General features: G+C 74.0%; 18 protein-coding genes and 1 pseudogene. 11 read left to right on the top strand and 8 right to left on the bottom strand.

Going from position 1 to position 19,114, the window contains the following annotated elements; genetic code table 11:
• Positions 1-170 precede the first annotated feature (170 nt).
• Both HN013_RS18115 and HN013_RS18110 read right to left on the bottom strand, forming a co-directional pair.
• Complete coding sequence (locus tag HN013_RS18115; protein ID WP_171167401.1) at positions 171-1,814, bottom strand: amidohydrolase; 1,644 nt, start codon at positions 1,812-1,814, stop codon at positions 171-173.
• A 74-nt stretch (positions 1,815-1,888) separates the two neighbouring features.
• Positions 1,889-2,332: an Lrp/AsnC family transcriptional regulator gene (locus tag HN013_RS18110; protein WP_171167399.1), complete on the bottom strand. Its 444-nt coding sequence runs from the start codon at positions 2,330-2,332 to the stop codon at positions 1,889-1,891.
• A gap of 198 nt (positions 2,333-2,530) precedes the next feature.
• Here HN013_RS18110 and HN013_RS18105 point away from each other — a divergent pair, with 198 nt between their 5' ends.
• Positions 2,531-2,914: a hypothetical protein gene (locus HN013_RS18105; RefSeq protein WP_171167397.1), complete on the top strand. Its 384-nt coding sequence runs from the start codon at positions 2,531-2,533 to the stop codon at positions 2,912-2,914.
• A 58-nt stretch (positions 2,915-2,972) separates the two neighbouring features.
• Here the strand turns inward: HN013_RS18105 and HN013_RS18100 are convergent, their stop codons facing one another.
• The 3 genes from HN013_RS18100 to HN013_RS18090 form a co-directional block, all read right to left on the bottom strand.
• On the bottom strand, positions 2,973-4,145 hold the full coding sequence (locus HN013_RS18100) for an acyl-CoA dehydrogenase family protein (RefSeq protein ID WP_171167395.1): 1,173 nt from the start codon (positions 4,143-4,145) through the stop codon (positions 2,973-2,975).
• A gap of 338 nt (positions 4,146-4,483) precedes the next feature.
• Positions 4,484-5,146 (bottom strand): flavin reductase family protein, encoded by a 663-nt coding sequence (locus HN013_RS18095; protein ID WP_171167393.1) that lies wholly within the window; start codon positions 5,144-5,146, stop codon positions 4,484-4,486.
• A 74-nt stretch (positions 5,147-5,220) separates the two neighbouring features.
• Positions 5,221-5,880, bottom strand: a complete 660-nt coding sequence (locus HN013_RS18090) for a TetR/AcrR family transcriptional regulator (protein ID WP_249375111.1) — start codon at positions 5,878-5,880, stop codon at positions 5,221-5,223.
• An 89-nt stretch (positions 5,881-5,969) separates the two neighbouring features.
• On the opposite strand from HN013_RS18090, the gene HN013_RS18085 reads away from it, so the two are divergent.
• The 4 genes and pseudogenes from HN013_RS18085 to HN013_RS33090 all read left to right on the top strand — a co-directional run bounded on the left by HN013_RS18085 (position 5,970) and on the right by HN013_RS33090 (position 9,502).
• Positions 5,970-6,584 (top strand): DUF6230 family protein, encoded by a 615-nt coding sequence (locus HN013_RS18085; protein ID WP_171167388.1) that lies wholly within the window; start codon positions 5,970-5,972, stop codon positions 6,582-6,584.
• Positions 6,575-7,498 (top strand): DUF6114 domain-containing protein, encoded by a 924-nt coding sequence (locus HN013_RS18080; protein WP_171167387.1) that lies wholly within the window; start codon positions 6,575-6,577, stop codon positions 7,496-7,498. The genes HN013_RS18085 and HN013_RS18080 overlap by 10 nt, the downstream gene beginning before the upstream one ends.
• 840 nt (positions 7,499-8,338) lie before the next feature.
• A pseudogene (gene dhaL, locus HN013_RS33095) lies at positions 8,339-8,965 on the top strand (dihydroxyacetone kinase subunit DhaL); the annotation flags it as partial.
• Positions 8,948-9,502, top strand: a complete 555-nt coding sequence (locus HN013_RS33090; protein WP_312018639.1) for a PTS fructose transporter subunit IIA — start codon at positions 8,948-8,950, stop codon at positions 9,500-9,502. The pseudogene dhaL and the gene HN013_RS33090, both read left to right, overlap by 18 nt.
• A gap of 13 nt (positions 9,503-9,515) precedes the next feature.
• Here the strand turns inward: HN013_RS33090 and HN013_RS18065 are convergent, their stop codons facing one another.
• Entirely contained in the window at positions 9,516-10,250 is a 735-nt protein-coding gene (locus tag HN013_RS18065) for a PIG-L deacetylase family protein (RefSeq protein ID WP_171167385.1), read from the bottom strand.
• A 197-nt stretch (positions 10,251-10,447) separates the two neighbouring features.
• Here HN013_RS18065 and HN013_RS18060 point away from each other — a divergent pair, with 197 nt between their 5' ends.
• Genes HN013_RS18060 through HN013_RS18050 form a run of 3 tightly spaced genes read left to right on the top strand, consistent with a single transcriptional unit; the run spans position 10,448 to position 13,419 of the window.
• Positions 10,448-11,509 (top strand): ABC transporter substrate-binding protein, encoded by a 1,062-nt coding sequence (locus HN013_RS18060; RefSeq protein ID WP_171167383.1) that lies wholly within the window; start codon positions 10,448-10,450, stop codon positions 11,507-11,509.
• Complete coding sequence (locus HN013_RS18055; protein WP_171167381.1) at positions 11,510-12,565, top strand: iron ABC transporter permease; 1,056 nt, start codon at positions 11,510-11,512, stop codon at positions 12,563-12,565. It begins immediately after the preceding gene.
• Between the two features lie 5 nt (positions 12,566-12,570).
• Positions 12,571-13,419, top strand: coding sequence for an ABC transporter ATP-binding protein (locus HN013_RS18050; RefSeq protein ID WP_171167379.1), 849 nt, complete (start codon positions 12,571-12,573; stop codon positions 13,417-13,419).
• 271 nt (positions 13,420-13,690) lie between these two features.
• Here the strand turns inward: HN013_RS18050 and HN013_RS18045 are convergent, their stop codons facing one another.
• Both HN013_RS18045 and HN013_RS18040 read right to left on the bottom strand, forming a co-directional pair.
• Positions 13,691-14,626 carry an L-tyrosine/L-tryptophan isonitrile synthase family protein gene (locus tag HN013_RS18045; RefSeq protein WP_171167377.1) on the bottom strand — a complete coding sequence of 312 codons (936 nt, stop codon included), beginning with the start codon at positions 14,624-14,626 and terminating at the stop codon, positions 13,691-13,693.
• A 5-nt stretch (positions 14,627-14,631) separates the two neighbouring features.
• Positions 14,632-15,894: a cytochrome P450 gene (locus HN013_RS18040; protein WP_171167375.1), complete on the bottom strand. Its 1,263-nt coding sequence runs from the start codon at positions 15,892-15,894 to the stop codon at positions 14,632-14,634.
• A 217-nt stretch (positions 15,895-16,111) separates the two neighbouring features.
• Between HN013_RS18040 and HN013_RS18035 the strand changes: the two genes are divergently transcribed.
• The 3 genes from HN013_RS18035 to HN013_RS18025 are packed head-to-tail and all read left to right on the top strand — an operon-like array spanning position 16,112 to position 19,103.
• A complete protein-coding gene (locus HN013_RS18035) occupies positions 16,112-16,321 on the top strand; it encodes a hypothetical protein (RefSeq protein ID WP_171167373.1) in 210 nt (69 codons plus the stop codon).
• Positions 16,321-18,612 (top strand): cation-translocating P-type ATPase, encoded by a 2,292-nt coding sequence (locus HN013_RS18030; protein ID WP_171167371.1) that lies wholly within the window; start codon positions 16,321-16,323, stop codon positions 18,610-18,612. The genes HN013_RS18035 and HN013_RS18030 overlap by 1 nt, the downstream gene beginning before the upstream one ends.
• Entirely contained in the window at positions 18,609-19,103 is a 495-nt protein-coding gene (locus HN013_RS18025; RefSeq protein WP_171167369.1) for a copper chaperone PCu(A)C, read from the top strand. Before HN013_RS18030 ends, HN013_RS18025 begins: the two co-directional genes overlap by 4 nt.
• Positions 19,104-19,114 lie beyond the last annotated feature (11 nt).

Below are 19,114 nucleotides of genomic sequence, written 5' to 3'. Positions count from 1 at the left end.
GGTCGGACGTCCTGTGGTGGACCCGGCCGAACCTACCCGCCCCGGACCGCACCCTGTCAACAGCCGCTTGACCTGCGTCGTTGTGCCAAATCAGCAGGTCAGTACGGAGGGCGTGACACAGCGCGACAGGCCGAGGGGCACGTCGTTCGGCGGTACGTGCCGCCCGGGCGTCACCCGTTCGGCCGCCCGTCGGCGTCGTGCACGGTCCGGCCGTCCACCACCGTGCGGACACAGCGGGGCAGTTGACCGCCGGGCGTCAGCTCCGGCAGGCCCGGGGTGCCGGAGCGGGGGTCGGTGGACCAGTTGGCGACCCGGAGGTCCGGCACCTGCACCACCAGGTCGCCGGCCTCCCAGACCGCGTAGTCCGCGGGCGCCCCCGGCACCAGCACGCCCGCGTCGTCGCGGCCGATCGCCCGCCAGCCGCCGCGGGTGTGCGCGGTGAAGGCCGCGCGCACCGAGACACGGTGCTCGGGGGTGCGGTGGAAGGCCGCGGCGCGGACGGTGCCCCAGGGGTCGAGCGGGGTGACGGGGCTGTCGGAGCCGAGCGCCAGCGGGACGCCCGCGCGCAGCAGCGCCGCGTACGGGTTGAGGGACCTGGCCCGCTCGCGTCCCAGCCGCGCGGCGTACATGCCCTCGTCGCCGCCCCAGGCGGCGTCGAAGGCGGGCTGGACGGAGGCGGTGAGGGCATACTCGGCGAAGGCGGCGATGTGCTCGGGGGTCAGCATCTCGGCGTGCTCGATCCGGTGCCGGGCGGCCCGTACGCGGTCGAGCCCGACCTTCTCGGCCGCCGCCCGGACGCCCGTGACGACAGCGGTGAGCGCGGCGTCGCCGATGGCGTGGAAGCCCGCCTGGACGCCCGCCTCGGTGCAGGCGGCGACATGCGCGGCGACGGCGTCCGCGTCCAGGTGGGCGGTGCCGGTGCCGCCGGGCGCGGCCGGGAGGTCGGCGTACGGCTCGTGCAGGCAGGCCGTGTGGGAGCCGAGCGAGCCGTCGACGAAGAGGTCCCCGGCCGCGCCGGCGGCACCCAGCTCCCTGACCTTCGCCACGTCGTTCGCGGTGGTGAACGCCTCGGCCCAGTAGCCGACGACCCGGGGGCCCGGCTCCTCCGCGGCGAGGCGCAGCAGCCCGGTGAGGTCGTCCTCGCCGGAGATCTGCGGTCCGGCGCACTCGTGGACCGAGCCGATGCCGAGCGAGGCCGCGCGGGCCAGCGCGGCGCGCTGCGCCTCGGTGCGCTGGGCGGGGGTGACGGCGGCGTGGGCGGTGGCGCGCACCGCGTGGTGGGCGGCGTCCGTCAGGGGCCCGTCGGGGGTGAATCCGCGCAGGTCGCGGGCGGTGGGGACCAGGTCGAGCAGGGCGGTGGTGACCACGGCGGAGTGGACGTCGGCCCGGGTGAGGTAGAGCGGACGGCCGCCGGTGGCGGCGTCGAGTTCGGCCCGGGACGGGGGCCGTTCCTCGGGCCAGCGGGCCGCGTCCCAGCCGTGCCCGAGCAGGATCCGGTCGCCGGGCCGGGCGGCGGCGTGGGACCGTACCCGGTCCAGGGCCTCGGCGAGCGTCCCCGCCCCGGTGAGGTCGAGGCCGGTGAGGGCGAGCCCGGTGGCGGTGGTGTGCACATGTGCGTCGGTGAACGCCGGGGTGACGAGGGCGCCTTGGAGGTCGACGACCTCGTCGACGCCGTCGGCGAAGGAGTCGGCCGCTCCTTCGGAGCCGACCCAGGCGATATGACCGCCCTCCACGACCATGGCGGTGGCGAAGGGGTCGGCGGGGCTGTGCACGGTGCCGTTGCGCAGCAGGGTGGTTCGAGGACGCTCGCTCATGGGTCCAGTCTGGCGGGTGTGGGGCGCGTTCCGGGACGGGACCCCCATTCCGCTCCCCGGGGGGCGGGGCGTCCTCAGCCCACCCGGGGCGGGCGCGCCTCGTAGGGCGTCGAGAGGACGATCGTCGTCCGGGTGGAGACCCCCGCCAACGACCGGATCCGCGCCAGCAGGTGCTCCATGTCGAGCGGCGTGGCCACCCGCACCTTGAGGATGTAGTTCTCGTCGCCCGCCACGCTGTGGCACGCCTCGATCTCGGGGATCTCCGCCAGCCGGTCGGCGATGTCGTCGGGGGCGCTCGGATCGAAGGGCTTCACCGAGATGAACGCGGTCAGCGGCAGGCCCACCGCCTCCGGGTCGACCACCGCGGCGTAGCCGCGGATGACCCCCCGCTGTTCGAGGCGGCGCACCCGCTGGTGCACCGCCGAGGTGGACAGGCCGGTCGCCTTGCCCAGGTCGGTGTAGCTCATCCGCCCGTCCTTGACGAGCAGTTCCACGATCTCTTTGTCCAGCTCCTCCACACCGCCAACCTACTGGGTCGCGCGGGCCCGGGCACAGTCGGCGCCCCCCGCGGGCGCACGGGACGCGTGACGAACGCCACAGGCCCGCCCCCGTGTCCCCCCGGCCGGTGCGATTACCCCGCGCCGCCCGCGGGAAGTGCTTGCTGTGGCCGGGGCCGAGCCGCCCCGGCCGTGACCGGCCGAGGGGGAGCAAAGATCATGCCCAGCCTGGAACGCCTCGATAACGACGTCGACAGCAGCCCGTACGGCATCGACGAGCCGACGGACCTCACCACGATGTTCCGGGTGACGTGCCCGGACTGCGCGCGGCCGATCGCGCTGCTCGCGGACGAGGACGAGCTTCCGGAGCACGCCCTGTGCCCGTCCCCGTGGAACCCGTTCGGCCTCACCGTCTGCCCGGGATCCGGGCGCGCGGTGGAGGACGCGGAGCTCTCCGGGGAGGACGAGGGCGCCCTGGAACTGGACACGGCCCTGCTGCTCACGCTGCCCGAGAGCCTCGACTGGCGGACGCAGCCGTTCTCGCACATCGGCGGGCCCGGCGCCCGGCCGGTGCGGGTGCCGGAGATGCGTCACACGCCCTGAGCCCCGCGGTACCGCGCCGGAGGCCGGGCGGTCCGGACGCCGGCCCGCCCACCGGGGTCTACCGCGACTCGGGCCCCGCCAGGTGACGGGCGATCACCATCCGCTGGATCTGGTTGGTGCCCTCCACGATCTGGAGCACCTTCGCCTCGCGCATGTACCGCTCCGCCGGGAAGTCCGCCGTGTAGCCGTATCCGCCCATGAGCTGCACGGCGTCGGTGGTCACCCGCATGGTCGCGTCGGTGCAGAAGAGCTTCGCCATGGCCGCCTGCCGGGAGAACGGCAGCCCCTGGTCGCGCAGCCGGGCCGCCGCCAGGTAGAGGGCACGGCCCGCCTCGATCTGCGTGGCCATGTCGGCCAGCATGAAACGCAGCCCCTGGAAGTCCACGAGCGGGTGGCCGAACTGCCGCCGCCCGGCGACGAAGGCCAGCGCCTCGTCCAGCGCCGCCTGGGCCACCCCGACGGCGCAGGCGGCGATGCCGAGCCGGCCGGAGTCGAGGGCCGACAGGGCGATGGTGAAGCCCTGGCCCTCGTCGCCGATGCGGCGCGCGTCCGGCACCCGTACCCCGTCGAAGTGCAGCTGCGCGGTGGGCGAGCCCTTCATGCCCATCTTGCGCTCGGGTGCGGCGGGGGTCAGCCCCGGGGCGTCGCCGGGCACGAGGAACGCGGTGATCCCGTGCGCGCCCTCGCCGCCCGTGCGGGCCAGCACGGTGTAGAAATCGGCGATCCCGCCGTGTGTGATCCACGCCTTGGTGCCCTCCAGGATCCAGCTGTCGCCGTCCCGGGTGGCCCTGGTGCGCAGGGAGGCGGCGTCGGAGCCGGACTGCGGCTCGGAGAGGCAGTACGCGCCCAGCAGACCGCCGCCGAGCATCGCCGGCAGGTGCTCGGCCCGCTGCTCCTTGCTCCCGTAGCCCGCGAGCCCGTGGCAGGCGAGGGAGTGGACGCTGACCCCGAGCCCCACCGTCAGCCGCGCGGCGGCCAGTTCCTCCAGGACCTGGAGGTAGACCTCGTACGGCTGGCCGCCGCCCCCGAACTCCTCCGGGTAGGGCAGTCCGAGCAGGCCGGAGGAGGACAGCAGCCGGAACAGCTCGCGCGGGAAGTGGCCGGCCTCCTCCTCCGCCACCGCGTGCGGGGCGATCTCCCGCTGGACCAGCTCGCGTACGAGCGCGAGCAGGTCTCTGGCTTCCTCGGTGGGCAGCTGGCGCTCCACCGGCTGCGGGCCGTGGTCGGTCATGCGGCGGCTCTCCTCCCTGTCGGGCGCTGAGGCGGCAGGGGCCTGGGGTGTCGGCCCACCACCGATGATGCCCAGTCGATGGTCCCGTGCCGGGTCGCGGAATGGGGGTGACCTGCGGCTGTGGCGCTTGGAGTATGCCTGATCGTGGTCTCTTCGTCACGGGTTGACAGAAGGTGAGCGGGCTGCTTGGGCGGCCGCCCCGCACGGCGCGCGGTCCTGGCAACTGACGTGTGCGGCGGGGGCATTCACGGCGATGCTCCCCATATACCCCCTCCTGCCGGAAACTTCACCTTGGTGTCACCCGCCCGGGTCGGGGCCCCTGCCCCGGCGCGGCGGGCTCAGTGCTCCGGGACGGGTACCGGGGAGGCATCAGGCGTCCGGGCGCGGTAGGAGCGGCCGAGCTCGGGGCCGAGCCCGAAGTAGTGGCGGAAGTTGTACACGAGCGGACTCCAGGCGGCGGGGTCCACGTGATCGGTGCCGGGTACGACGATCCCGGGGTCCGCGTGCACCTTCCGCACGACGGTCTCGACGACGGCGAACCGCCCGGAGAGGTCGGGGCGTATCCGCTCCGCGCGCGCCTCCAGCTGGAGGGGGCACTCGGCCACGCGCGGCGGCCGGACGGTGTGGGAGGCCACGGGGCTCAGACCGGCCGCGGCGAACTTGTCCGGCTCGAACCGGCAGCCGTCCGGCTTGCTCGCGGGGACGGGGTCCCGGCCGGTCAGCGGCGCCAGCCGCTCCACCGCCGGCCACAGGCCCGGGCCGGGCAGGCTCAGCACCAGGTCCGGCCGGCTGCCGAGATTGCGCGCGGTCTGCCCGTCGCGCCCCAGCCCGAGCACGATCGTCCGGCCGAGCGCCCAGGCGGAGGAGATGGGGGCGAGATTGAAGGAGCCGTCCTCGTTCTCGGTGGAGAGGAGGACGACGGGGGTTCCGAAGTAGAGGATGTTCGGCTCGATGGCCAGGTGGGGGAGGGTGGTCGCGGGGAGGGGACTCGTGTCGTTCATGCCCGGGAGCGTAGGAACCGGACGCTTCGGGGCGCGCCGAAACGTCCGGCGGGTACGCCGGCGGGGCGCCTCGCTCACGGCAGAGCTCTCCCGCGTGCAGTTGGCTGGTCCGCTTGGATCGGCGCCGGGCACGTCGGCTCGTACTCCTCGATCGTCCGCAACGTGTCCCCCAGCCCCCGCACCAGCAGCTCGCACACCACCTCGCGGGCTGGTTCGCGGCTGGTGAGCCAGTCCAGGGTGACGCCCTCGACCGACGAGAGCCAGCCGATCAGCGCGGTGCGCGCGACGGGCGGGAGGCGGTCCGGACGGCCCCAGGCGGCCTTGGCCATGGCGGCGAGCAGCTGCTCGCGCACGCGCTCGCGGATGGCGAGGACGTCGGCGTCGAAACCGACGCCGCCGGTGGCGATCGCGCGGTACGCGGCCTGGTGGTGCTCGGCGTAGCGCAGGTAGCCGTCGACGGTGTGGTGGACGCGCTCGACGGGCGGGAGGTCGTGGGTGGCGCCGGCGCGCTGGACGAGTTCGGCCACCGCGTCCTCGATGATGGCGAGGTAGTAGCCGCGCTTGCTGCGGAAGTAGTAGTAGATCAGTCCCTTGGCCACCCCCGCGTGCCGGGCGATGTCATCCATGGACAGGGCGTCGTAGGAGGTGTTGGCGAACAACCTCCTTCCGACGGCGATGAGTTCGGCCCGTCGGGTCTGCGCCCGCTCGCTTCCGCGCTGTTGACTATTGTTCAAATCCGGCCCTAGTCTCCAACTCCACGGGAACATCCGCAGTATGGCAGCACCTGCACACCACGCACTTCCCTGAGTCGCGGGAGGAAGCAGTGAGCGGATCAGACCGAACCCTGCCGGAGGGCCGCACCGCCTGGCGGCGGACCGCCCTGATCGCCCTGCCCGCGGTGCTGGCCGTGGGCGCGATGGCCGCGGGGATGGCACAGGGAGCGCTCGCGGCCTCGTTCGCCGTCTCCGGTACGCACTTCCAGGTGTCGTCCGGCAGGCTGAGCAGCGACGGACTGGCCTCGTACGTACACACCGACCGGTCCGTCGACGGCAAGGGGCACCCGGTGGCGCTGCTGGGCATCGGGAACGCCCGGCTGAGCGACATCTGCCAGGCCGCGACCGTCCCCACGCCCCTGGGAAAGGTCACCTTCAAGCTCACGGCCGGCGGCAGGGCGGGCGAGGTGACGGCCAGTGACCTGGTCATCGACGGCGAGGACCTGGTGGGCGACGCCGAATTCGGGACGGTGCAGATCGGCCGCGACGCGTCCACCCTCGACCGGGTGCCGGGCGTCAAGGGCGAGGCCGGCGCGTTCGGCCTCCAGGCGGGGAAGGTCACGGTCGCCGGGGTCCGGTCGCACGCCTGGTCCGCCACCGGCGGCAACTTCCGGCTGAAGGGGCTGAAACTCCAGGTGAGCCTGGACGGCGACCAGTGCTTCTGAGGCTCCCGGAGCTCCCGGACGGGCCCGCCCGCCGCCGCTTCCGTTACTGGCGGCGGACCCGGCCCTTCTGGGCGGGCACTCTTCTGGTGCTGGGCGGTACGGAGTTGCTGGTGATACCGCTCTCCCCGGTGACCGTCCTCGTGAGTCTGGGACTGGGCGGGCTGGCGGCGCTCGGTATCGGGCTGGCCCTGATCGTGGCGGGGCTGTTCCTGTGGTTCCTGCCCTCGGCACGCCACTACGTCAGCGTCAACGCGCTCATCCTGTCGGTGCTCTCGTTCGCGGCCACCAACCTGGGCGGCTTCCTCGTCGGCATGGCACTCGGCATCGCGGGCAGCGCCATGGGCTTCGGCTGGACACCCCGCGGCAACCGCACGCTCGCCGTCGCCCTGCCGGTTGTGCTGCTGGTGACCGCGTCCATCGCCCCGACGGCGGGGCGGGCGGAGGCGGCGGCTCGGCCTCCTGCTCGTGCTTCTGCTTCTGCTTCTGCTTCTGCCGCGGCTGTCCCGCCGTCCGTCGCCGCCTCGCGGTTCGCGCCGCACGGGTTCGCCTTCGCCGGTGTCGCGGACATCCCCACGGCCGAGGGCCCGCTGAAGGTGATCGTGCTGAGGATGCGGGCCGCTTCGCTGAGCGACTACCGGCTGACGACGCGCGACGGGAAGGGCGGTGAGGCCCATCAACTAGCGCTCTCTGCCGGGTCGTTGGAGTTACGAGGTGACGTGACGCTCTACCTCACCCGCTTCCGCGGCTGCCTGGAGGGGCTCGTCTGCCTGACCTTCTCCCCCGACGCCTTGCCCCCACCCCCGGTGATCCCACCCTTCGTCTTCATGACGGGCGTCACCGCGGAGCAGGCCCTCGTCACCGCGGACACGATCACTGCCGACGGTCTGGTGTTGAGGGCGCTGCCGGGGGTGTGAGGTGGCGTGCGGGTGAGGCGCGCTGTCGGGGTGGGGCGGCATGGTGCTTTGCCGGGTGACGGTCTCGTCTCGGGCCCTGCGGGCCCAGGGCGGCCGGATACGCGGAGCGGGGGCGGGGGCCGGTTGTGTGGTTGCGGGTGGGTTGTGGTGGCGGTGGGGCGGGGGCGGTGGGCGGTTTACATGGCGGGTGCTTGGCCGTCCGCCCCCGTTTCGTCGTTGCGCGCACGCCAAAGGCAGCCGGCTGCGCCGAGGGGGGCGGGCGCTGCGGTCCGGCGCCGTCGCACGGCCGGTGCCGGGGGGCGCCTCCGCTGCTCTCATGCCAGTGGTGGATCGGGGCGGCCTTCCGCCGGATCGGACCAAAACCCGCCCCAATCCACCAGTTGACCCGCATCCTCGCCCCACCGACCTCCCACGCAACAACAGCCCGGCCCCTTACACAGTCAGGCGGCTTTTGGGCGCGCGCAACGACGAAAGAGGTCGACGGCCGGGCACCCGCCACGTAAACCGCCCACCGACCCCGCCACCCAAAGCCTCCCGCACCCGCAAACCGGGCCCTGGCCCCCGCCCCGCGTAGCCAGCTGCTTTGGGCCCGCAGGGCCCGACACGAAGCCGTCACACGGCAAAGCACCATGCCGCCCCACCGACCCCAATCCCTCACCCCAGCCACCCGACCCCCCACCCCGCGCAGCCGGCCGCCCTGGGCCCGCAGGGCCCGACACGAAACCGTCACCCGACAAAGCACCATGCCGCCCCACCGACCCCACCCCCCAAACCACGGACCACACCTCCCAACACACCTACCCTGGGCCACACCGAAGTCGTCCCTGAAGGAGCTGCGCCATGACCGCCGTCCGCCTCGATCTCGCCTTCTTCCGCCGGTTCCTCGACCGGGCCACCGCCGTGGTGGTCGCCGAGGCCGATCGGCTCACCGACCTCGACGCGGCGATCGGGGACGCCGACCATGGTACGAACCTCAAGCGGGGATTCACGTCCGTGGGCGGGGCGGTCGCGGAGGCGGCGCCGGGGACGCCGGGGGCGCTGCTCAGCGCTGTGGGGGCGCATCTGACCAACACGGTGGGCGGGGCGTCGGGGCCGCTGTTCGGGACGGTGTTCCGGCGGATGGGGAAGGTGCTCGGCGAGGACGCCGAGGTGACGCCGGAGGTGCTGGCGCAGGGGCTGGCCGCTGCCGTGCGGAGTGTGCGCAGGCTGGGTGACTCGGCGCCCGGGGACAAGACGATGGTGGACGCCCTCCAGCCCGCCGCCGACGCCTGTGCCGAGGCCGTCGCGGGCGGGGCCGACGTGACGGCCGCGCTGCGGGCCGCCGCGCGGGCCGCGTGCGACGGCGCGGAGGCGACCGTCCCGCTGCGGGCGCGGCGGGGCAGGGCCAGTTACCTGGGCGACCGCAGCATCGGCCACAAGGACCCGGGGGCGGCGTCGTCCGCCCTGCTGGTGACGGCGCTGTACGAGGCCACCGACCCGGAGAGGACCGGCGGCGCACCGCAGGAGGCTCCGCAGGCGCCCCCGGAGGACACACCGACGAAGGCACCGGCCCAGGCACCGGTGGAGACTCCGGCGCAGGCAGCCCTCGAGGCGCAACCCCCCACCGCACCCGGCCGCGTCGGCGTCGTCCTCGTCTCGCACAGCCGTGACCTGGCCGCCGCCACCGCAGGGCTGGCCACGGCGCTGGTGGGCGGCGGCGACCCGGCGCCGGTCGCCGTGGCCGGCGGGCTGCCGGACGGCGGGATCGGGACCAGCGCCGAGCTGGTCCGTGCGGCGGTCGCGGAGGCCGGGCAGGGTGCCGGCGTGGTGGTGCTGTGCGACATGGGCAGCGCGGTCCTCACCGTGAAGTCCCTGCTGGGCGGCGGCGAGCTGACGGAGGCCCAACTGGTGGACGCGCCCTTCGTCGAGGGCGCGGTCGCCGCCGTGGTGACGGCCTCGGCGGGCGGCGACCTGGCCGCCGTCCTGGCGGCGACCGAGGACGCCCGCACTTACCGCAAGGTGTAAGCCGACAGCGGCCTCACCTGGGGAAGAGCTCGAACGCGACCGCCGGGCGCCCGCCGAAGCGCTCGCCGGCCGCCGCCATGTTGCCCTCCAGGAAGGTCCGGCAGTACTGCTCCGGGTCCTCGTCGGTCAGCGCCTCGATGTACGTGCGGTGGCACAGCAGCGACGCCACCGCGCGGTCGAGGCCGGCGCCCGCGTCCACCGCGTGGGTGGGCTGCGGGGAGCCGGCGACGGCCACGTAGCGCACCCCGTCCCACGGGGGCAGGCCCTCGTCGACGAGTTCGGGGAAGATCCAGCGGTTGCCGGCGTCGGCGACGGCGTCGAGGGTGGCGCGGCCGACGGCCCGGTGGTCGGGGGTGTTCCAGGCGACCCCGCCCCAGGTGTCGCGGTGGTTGAGGGTGATGACGAGTTCGGGGCGGTGGCGGCGGACGGCGGCGGCGATGTCGCGGCGCAGCGCGGTGCCGTACTCGATGACGCCGTCGGCGTGGTCGAGGAATTCGACGGTGTCCACCCCCACGGCGGCGGCGCTGGCCCGCTGCTCGCGCTCGCGCAGCGGTCCGGCCTCGGCGGGGCTGAGGGTGTCGATGCCCGCCTCGCCTCGGGTGGCCAGCAGGTAGGCGCAGGTGCGTCCGTCGTCGAGCCAGGTGGCGATGGCGGCGGACCCGCCGTATTCGAGGTCGTCGGGGTGGGCGACGACCGCGAGGGCGCGTCGCCAGTCGGTGGGCATCTCCTGGAGCTGTCGGTCGGGCATCGGTGGTCCTCCGGTGGTGCGCGGTCGGCAGGGGCGAGGGGGAAGGGGGAGAACGGACGGGACGGCGCTGGATGATCATCACCAGCCTATGCGTGAGATCTCGGTGCCGGACGGGAACCCGACCGGGTCACGGGCCGACTACTGGTCAGGGTCCGCACCAGCGGTCCCGAGTGGAACGACCTCCTGGAGTGTTTCTCATGCGCCCTCGTGCATGGTGCGGTGTCCTGGCCGCGGTGGCCCTGACGGCTACGGCTTGCGGCGGTGGCGGCGGTAACGGCGGGGAGGCCGGGAAGGACGGCGCCTCGGGGGGCAAGGGCTTCCCCGTGAGCGTCACGGACTGCGCGGGTGCGAAGACCACGTTCGACGCGGCACCGAAGAAGATCGTCACCAGTAACGCCGCGGCCCTCGAACTGCTGCTGTGGCTGGGCGCGGGCGACCGGATCACCGGTACGGGCTTCCCGCCCGGCAAGGGCGCGGTGCCGCCGCAGTTCGCGGACCGGGCGGCGGAGGTGCCGGTGCTCGGCCGGACGGTGATCCCGAAGGAGAAGCTGCTGGCCTCGGGGGCCGACGTCTACATCGACTCGTTCTCGTCCATGAAGAACATGGGCGGAATGGCCGACGCGCCGAAGCCCGAGGAGTTCAGGGCCGCCGGCATCAAGCACATCTTCCTCAAGTCCACGGCGTGCGCGGCCATGAACAAGTCGCCGCGCACCGACCTGTCGGGCGTCGAGGCGGACATCGAGGAGCTGGGCAGGGTCACCGGGACCTCGGCCCGGGCGGCCGAGCTGGTCGCGGACATGAAGAAGAAGACGGACGGTGTGCGCGACGCCCTCAAGGACGTCCCCGAGGACAAGCGGCCCACCTACTTCCTCTTCGACTACGACGCCGGCACCAAGCAGCCCATGGCGGTGTGCAACCGGCAGGTCGCCAACGCCGTCATCACCCAGGGCGGGGGGCGCAACGTCTTCGCGGACTGCGACGGCGACTTCAAGCCCGTCGGCTGGGAGGACGTCGTGGCGAAGAACCCGGACTTCATCCAGCTCGCCATCCGCAACCGGGGCGGCGAGGAGGCCAACCGCAAGGCGTTCGACGAGGCGGAGAAGTTCCTGAAGTCCTTCTCCGCGACGAAGGACCTGAAGGCCGTCAAGGAGGGCCGCTTCCTGCGCATCGGCTCCGAGCGCACCACGATCGCCGGGGTGCGCAGTGCGGACACCGTGCGGGAGATCGCGCACGTCCTGCACCCGGACCGGGTCAAGTAGATGGCGGCGCTCACCGTGACGGCGGAGCGGGAGCGCGAGCCGCGCACGCTCCTGGTGACCGGCGCCCTGACCGTCGTCCTGGTCGCGGCGCTGGTCGCCTCGGTGTGTCTGGGGTCGACCCGGGTGCCGCCGGCCGACGTGTGGTCGGCCGTGGTGCGGGGGGTGACGGGTGACGATCCGGTCCCCGGTACCCACGATCTGATCGTGTGGCGGCTGCGGATGCCGCGCGCCCTGCTCGCGGGGATCGTCGGCGCGGGTCTCGGCCTGGTCGGCACGGCCACCCAGGCCCTGGTCCGCAATCCGCTCGCCGACCCGTACCTGCTGGGCATCTCCAGCGGCGCCTCCCTGGGCGCGGTCGCGGCGATCGTCCTCGGGGCGGGGGCGGGCGGGCTGTTCGGTCTGGGCCTGTCGGCGGCCGCGTTCATCGGTGCCCTCGCCTCGTTCGCCCTGGTGTGGGCGATGGCCCGGCGCGGCGGCGGCTTCTCCCCGCTGCGGCTGGTGCTGGCGGGGGTGGGCATCGGGCAGTTCCTCTCCGGGTTCACCCACTACCTGGTGCTCCAGGCCGGGGACGACCAGCAGACGCACGGCGTCCTGTTCTGGCTGATGGGCTCCCTCGGCGGCGCCCAGTGGTCCACCCTGACGGCGCCCCTGGTCGCCGTCGGCCTGGGGCTGGCCGCCCTGCTGGCCCGGGCCCGGGCGCTGGACGCGCTGCTGATGGGCGACGAGACGGCGGCCGGCCTGGGCGTCGATGTGGGCCGTCTGCGCCGCGAGTTGTTCGTGGTGACGAGTGTGCTGACCGGTGTGCTGGTTTCGGTGTCGGGGGCCATCGGCTTCGTGGGGCTGATGGTTCCGCACGTCTGCCGGATGGTGGTCGGGGGCGCCCACCGCCGGCTGCTCCCGGTGGCCGCCCTCTTCGGTGCGGTCCTGTTGGTGGTGGTCGACCTGGTGGCCCGTACGGCCCTGTCCGACCAGGAGCTCCCGGTGGGCGTGGTCACGGCCCTGATCGGTGCTCCGACCCTGCTCTACCTGCTGGACCGCCGCCTGGAGAGGGGATAGGCAGCATGCGCATCGCCATAGAGGAGCTGGAAGTCGTCCTTTCCGGCCGCGCGGTGGTCTCCGGCGTCCACCTGCTCGCCGAGGACGGGGAGATCGCGGGCCTCGTCGGCCCGAACGGCAGCGGCAAGTCCACCGTCCTGCGCACCGTCTACCGGTACCTGAAGCCGCACGTCGGGCGGGTGCTCGTCGGTGGTACGGACGTCCGCTCGCTGTCCGCCGCCGAGTCCGCCCGGCGGGTGGCCGCCCTCCCGCAGGAGCGCGGCAGCGACTTCGAGCTCTCCGTCCGGGCCGTGGTCGCCATGGGCCGCACCCCCTACAAACGGGCGTTCGCCGGCGAGGACCGTACGGACGCCGAGGCCGTCGCCGCCGCTCTGGAGCGGGTCGGGCTCGCCGGGGCCGGGGGGCGCCGCTTCTCCGCCCTCTCCGGCGGCGAGCGCCAGCGTGTGCTGCTGGCGCGGGCGCTCGCGCAGGACCCCAAGGTGCTCGTCCTCGACGAGCCGACGAACCACCTCGACGTCCGTCACCAGGTCGAACTCCTGGCCCTGCTGCGGGCTCAGCGCCGCACCACTCTGCTGTCGCTCCATGACCTCAACGCGGCCGCGTCGCTGTGTGATCGGCTCCATGTGCTGCATGAGGGGGCCGTGGTGGCTTCGGGGCCGCCGAGGGAGGTGTTGACGCCGGGGCTTCTGGCGGAGGTGTTCGGGGTGCGGGCGGTGGTGGTGGAGCATCCGCTGACGGGGGATCCGTTGATCGCGTTCGATCACCGGGAGGTGGCGGACGTCGCCGGAGGCGACGATGTGGACGGTGGGGTCGCGTCGGCGTGTGCGGCGCCGATTGCGCGGGGCGGGGGGTGAGGTTGCCCCTGGCCCGCCCTTTCACCGTTTCTTGCAGGGGCTGCGCCCCCGCACCCCCGCGAAGCGCGCTCCGCGCGCTGTCCTCAAACGCCGGACCGGCTGAATAGCCCGTCCGGCGTTTGAGGACAAGCGGCGAAGCCGCTTTCACGGGGTCCGGGGCGGAGCCCGGAACTCAGCCCGCTGGGGGAATTTGAGGACGCGCGCCGCAGGCGCGCTCACCGGGGGGCGCGGGGCACTCCCCGCAGAAACGGTGAAAGGGCGGGGCCGGGGCTCACTCCACGAAGTGGCTCGGCCGCCCGTCCCTCAACACGAGCCGCCCCACCCGCTCAGCCTCTTCCCTCCGCACCAGCCGGGCGCCTCCGGCCCCGCACAACACCGCCGTATGCCACGGAGTGGCCCACGCATCGGCCGCCTCCAGCAGCCGGATGCCGAACTTCTCCGCCCCCGGCGGCTGCGGATGAATGGACAGCCGCACCTGCAACGGGAAGTGCTCCGCGATGAGCTCACCCCAGGCCCGGCTGCGGGCGATCACCTCGTACGCCCGGGCTCTGCACTCCCGTTGCAGCGCAGAGCGGCTGCCGGTGAAGTCGGCGGTGTCCTCGAAGAGGAAGCGGGTGATGCCGCGGTAGAGGCGGGCGGTCTCCTCGTCGGTGCGGACGAGGGCGCGCAGCGAGTCCACGGAGGGGGCGTACGCCTCGGTGACGAGGCGCCGCTTGGTGTCGTGGTCGGCGTCGCCGTGGACCGCGCGCAGGTCGAAGGTATCGAGGTGGTGCAGACCCTCCTGCTGGATCATGGCGTGCAGGGCGTCGCCGTAGGCGTCGATGTGCTCGTCGGGGACGCGTATGAGGTCGCCGAAGATGTGCCCGTCGGAGCAGATGACGAGGCGCGCCCCGGGCGCGTACGCCTCGCCGATGCGGGCGCAGAGCCGGTCGAGGAAGGTGAGCGAGAGCCGTTCCCCCTCGTCGGGGAGGTGGCTCAGGACCTTCGCCGGGTTGGGCGACTTGCAGGGGAAGCCGGGGAGCGTGAGGACGAGGGTCTCGCCCGCGTCGGTGAACCGGCGTATCTGGCGCAGTGTTTCGGGGTGGTCCGCGGGGTCCGGAGAGCCGGGACCGGTCGTGCGGTGGTACGGGAGGAGTAAACGCAGCACGTCGGCGGCGACGTCCGTGGTGGGGGATACGGGACCGTGGGCGAGGGCGTTGTCGTACACGCGCGTCACCGGTGCCCGAGCGGGCACACGGCCCCGTCGTAGGTCACCGGGAGTTCCGCGGTGCCCCGGCCGAGGACGGCGGGGATCCAGCGCAGCTCCTCGTCGGGGACGGCGAGCCGCAGTCCTGGCAGGCGGGTGAGCAAGGTGCTCAGGGCGACCTGGAGTTCGATCCGGGCGAGGGTGGCGCCGGGGCAGAAGTGGACGCCGTGTCCGAAGGCGAGGTGGGAGCCCTGGTCCCGGTCGAGGTCGAGGGTGTCGGGATCGGGGAAGCGCTCGGGGTCGCGGTTGGCCGCGCACAGCGAGACGATCACGGAGTCGCCCGCGGGCACCCGGGTGCCGTGCAGTTCGGCGTCCTCGGCGAGGAACCGCCAGGTGGTGAGCTCGAAGGCGCTTTCCAGGCGGAGCAGTTCATCGACCGCGGCGGGCATCAGGCCGGGTTCGGCGCGCAGCCGCTCCAGGGCCTCCGGGTGGCGGAAGAGGGAGACGAGGGCGGTGGTGATCTGGTTGGTCACGGGCTCCTGCCCGGCCACCAGCAGCTGGAAGATCATGGAGTCCAGCTCCTCGGCCGTCAGCTCCCCGGCGTCGCGGGCGGCGACCAGCCGGCTGAGCAGCCCGTCGCCGGGCGCCGCGCGCCGGTCGGCGACCACCTCGGCGATGTAGGTCTCCAGGCCGTGCAGCAGCGCCTCGTAGGCGGGGCGGCCGGGGTCGGTGGGGCCGACGGGGGCCACGACACCGCCCCACTCGCGCCGGAACCGGACGGCGAGGTGCGGGGGCAGACCGATGACCTCGGCGAGCACCTGGAAGGGGAAACGGGCGGCGAAGCAGTCGACGAGGTCGGCGGGCTCGACGTCGCCGTCGGCGATGGCGTCCGGCATTCCGTCCACGAGCGCGTCCGCCAGCTCCTGGAAGCGCGGCCGCATGGCCTCGACGCGGCGCGGGGCGAAGGCGTCGATGATCATCCGCCGCATGGCGGTGTGCTTCGGCGGGTCCTGGTGGAGCAGGTGCACCTGGAGCCGTGAGTGCTGCGGCTCCGGCATGATCGCGGCGCGGGCGCGCCAGGCCTCGTTGCCGAGGTCATGGTTCTTGCCCAGCCGCGGGTCGGCGAGGGTGCTCTGGGCGGCGGCGTGTCCGGTGACCAGCCAGGCGGTCACCCCGCTGGGGAACAGCACCCGGTGGATCGGGCCGGCTTCGCGCATCTGCGCGTAGAGCGGATGGGGGTCCCGTTTGTAGGCAGGGCCGGAGAGAGGTATGGGGTCGGGCAGTGACACGGCAGGGATCTCCTCGCGAATCTGGACGACCAGGAAGTCGTACCCCGCCTCCGGGGAGTTCCCACACGTTTGTGCGAACAGTTTGTTGCTGCCTTTCAACTTTAGGTAGTCGGCCGGCCGGACCCTCCGGTTCCCCGAAGCGGAAGGGACAATCCTCACGCGCCGGACCCGGCTGTCCGGCTGCGGCGGGCGGCCCCCGCCGTGTCACGATGCGGCGATGACCCCACGTCATTCCCTCAGCCCGTACACCCTCCTGACCGGCTTCGTCCTGCTGCTCGCCGCCCTGTTCGGCGTCGCGTACGCCGCCGGGTCGGTGGCCGGTCCCGTCTCCCCCGGCATGCATCGTGACGGGGGCGGCCCGGCGTCCGACCCGGGGTCCGGCGGCGGGGGCGGCGGCATGGACGGCATGCCCGGGATGGGGCACTGATGAGCACCACGACCACGAAGAGCGCGCCGCACTCCTCGCCGGCGCCCGCCGAGACCGAGATCCTCGTCGGCGGTATGACCTGCGCGGCCTGCGTCGCCCGCGTCGAGAAGAAGCTGGGGCGGCTGGACGGGGTGACCGCCAGCGTCAACCTCGCCACGGGACGCGCCCGGGTCAGCCACCCGGCGGCCGTGACCGCCGAGGAGCTCATGGCGGTGGTGGAGGGCGCCGGCTTCACGGCCGCCCTGCCCCGGCCCGAGCCCGGGGAGGCCGAAGGGGAGGCCGCCGACGGGCCCTCACCTCTCCCCCGGCTGCTGATCACGGCCCTGCTCTCGGTACCGGTCCTGGTCATCTCCATGGCGCCCGCCCTCCAGTTCCGCAACTGGCAGTGGCTGTGCTTCGCCCTGGCCACGCCCGTCGCGGCGTGGGGCGCCTGGCCGTTCCACGCCAAGGCGCTGCGCGGGCTGCGGGGCGCGGCGGCGACGATGGACACGCTCGTCTCGCTCGGCGTCCTGGCCTCCTACGCCTGGTCGGTCTACGCCCTCTTCTTCGGCGGCGCCGGGGATCCGGACATGCGGATGCCGTTCACGCTGTGGCCCGAGACCGTGCCGGGCACGGCGGACGTCTACCTCGAAGCGGTCGTCGCCGTACCGCTGTTCGTGCTGACCGGCCGCCTGCTGGAGTCCCGGGCCCGGGCCGGCACCGGCTCGGCCCTGCGGGCGCTCGCCTCCCTCGCCGCCAAGGACGTCGTCGTCCGGGCGGCGGACGGCGCGGAGCGCCGGATCCCCGTCGCCGAACTGCGGGTCGGCGACCGCTTCCTGGTCCGCCCCGGCGAGCGCGTCGCCACCGACGGCACGGTGGTGTCCGGCGGTTCGGCCCTGGACCTGTCGCTGGTGACGGGCGAGAGCGCGCCCGTCGACGTCACCCCCGGCACGGCCGTGATCGGCGGGGCCGTCAACTCCGGCGGGCTGCTGGAGGTCCGGGCGGAGGCGGTCGGCGCGGACACCCAACTCGCGCGCATCACCCGGCTGGTGGAGGACGCGCAGGCGGGCAAGGCCCGTGTGCAGCGCCTCGCCGACGCGATCGCCGGCGTCTTCGTGCCCGCGGTCATGTCGGTCGCCGTCACGGTCCTCGGCTTCTGGCTGGGCGCGGGGGCGTCCCCGCAGGCCGCGATCACCTCGGCCGTCGCCGTCCTCGTCGTCGCCTGCCCCTGTGCCCTGGGCCTGGCCACCCCGACGGCCCTGCTCGCCGCGACCGGCCGGGGCGCCGGGCTGGGCATCCTGGTCAGCGGCCCGCAGGCGCTGGAGGGGCTGCGCCGGGTCGACACGGTCGTCCTCGACAAGACGGGCACGCTCACCACCGGCTCGATGACGGTCACGGAGGTGACCGCCCGCGAGGGCGGCTGCGGCCCGGACGCCGCCCTGCGGTACGCGGCGGCGGCCGAGGCCGGTTCGGAACACCCGGTGGGCCGCGCCGTCCACGCCCACGGTCTGGCGGAGGAGGACGGGCCCCTGCCCGTCGCCGAGGACTTCGCGGCCACCGCGGGCGTGGGCGTCCGGGCCGTGGTGGACGGCAAGCGCGTCGAGGTCGCGCGGGCCGAGGCGGACGGCCTCCCCGACGCCCTCGCCGACGCGGCGCGGCGCGCCGAACGGGACGGGCGGACGGTCGTCGTCGTCCGGGTCGAGGGCACCCCCGAGGCCGTTCTCGCCCTCGGCGACACGGTCCGCGCGGGCAGCTACCGCGCCGTCGACCACCTCAAGCGGCTCGGCCTGCGGCCCGTGCTCGCCACCGGTGACGGCGAGGCCGCCGCCCGGGCCGTCGCCGCCGAACTGGGCATCGCCGAGGTGCACTCCAAGGTCACGCCGGAGGGCAAGGCGGACCTCGTCCGGGCCCTGCGGGAGAAGGGCCACCGGGTCGCGGTCATCGGCGACGGCGTCAACGACACCGCCGCCCTGGCCGGCGCCGACCTCGGCATCGCCATGGGCAGCGGCACCGACGCGGCCATCGGCGCGGCCGATGTGACCCTGGTCCGCGAGGACATGGGCGCCCTGGCCGACGCGGTGCGGCTGGCCCGCCGCACCTCACTGACCGTGCGGTCCAACCTCGCCTGGGCCTTCGGCTACAACCTGGTGACCGTGCCGCTGGCCGCCGTGGGGCTGCTCAGCCCCATGGTCGCGGCCGCGGCGATGTCCGTCAGCTCCCTCCTCGTGGTCGGCAACAGCCTGCGGCTCCGCGGCTGGCAGCCGGCGCCCGCCCCCACCCGCAAGAGCGCTCCCCGGAAGGCCGTGGCATGACAAACCCCGTGGCACAGGCGGCCAAGGCCGCGCTCGTCCCCTTCGCCGCCTGCGTGGTCACCCTCGGCGGCCTCGGCGCCTGGACGGCCTCCGGCGCGGCCGGCCGGCCCGCCGACGTGACCGCCGAGGACGCCCGCGTCCTCGTCCCCTTCGGCGCGGACGACACCGCCGCCTTCGTCCGGCTCCGCAACCGCGGCGACGTGGACGACGAACTGCTCTCCGTCACCGCCCCGTCGGCGCGTGGCGCCATGCTCGCCCGCACGGTCGTCAAGGACGGGGCCGGCAACATGGAGATGATCCGTTCGGTGCCCGTGCCCGCCCGCGACGTGCTCGCCATGTCCCCGCACGGCACCGACATCATGATCACCTCCCCGCCCCGTCTGAAGGTCGGCGACCGGCTGCCCCTCACCCTGCGCTTCCGCGAGAGCGGCACCGTACGGGTCGAGGCGGAGGTCGTCCGGGCGGGAAGCGGGGCGGTGCCGCGGAGGTGACGGGCTTACCG

This window comes from Streptomyces sp. I05A-00742, from assembly GCF_013055795.1.
Classification (GTDB): domain Bacteria; phylum Actinomycetota; class Actinomycetes; order Streptomycetales; family Streptomycetaceae; genus Streptomyces.
The sequence above is the reverse complement of the archived record's forward strand: the minus strand, read 5'-3'. Positions and strand labels throughout refer to the sequence as shown.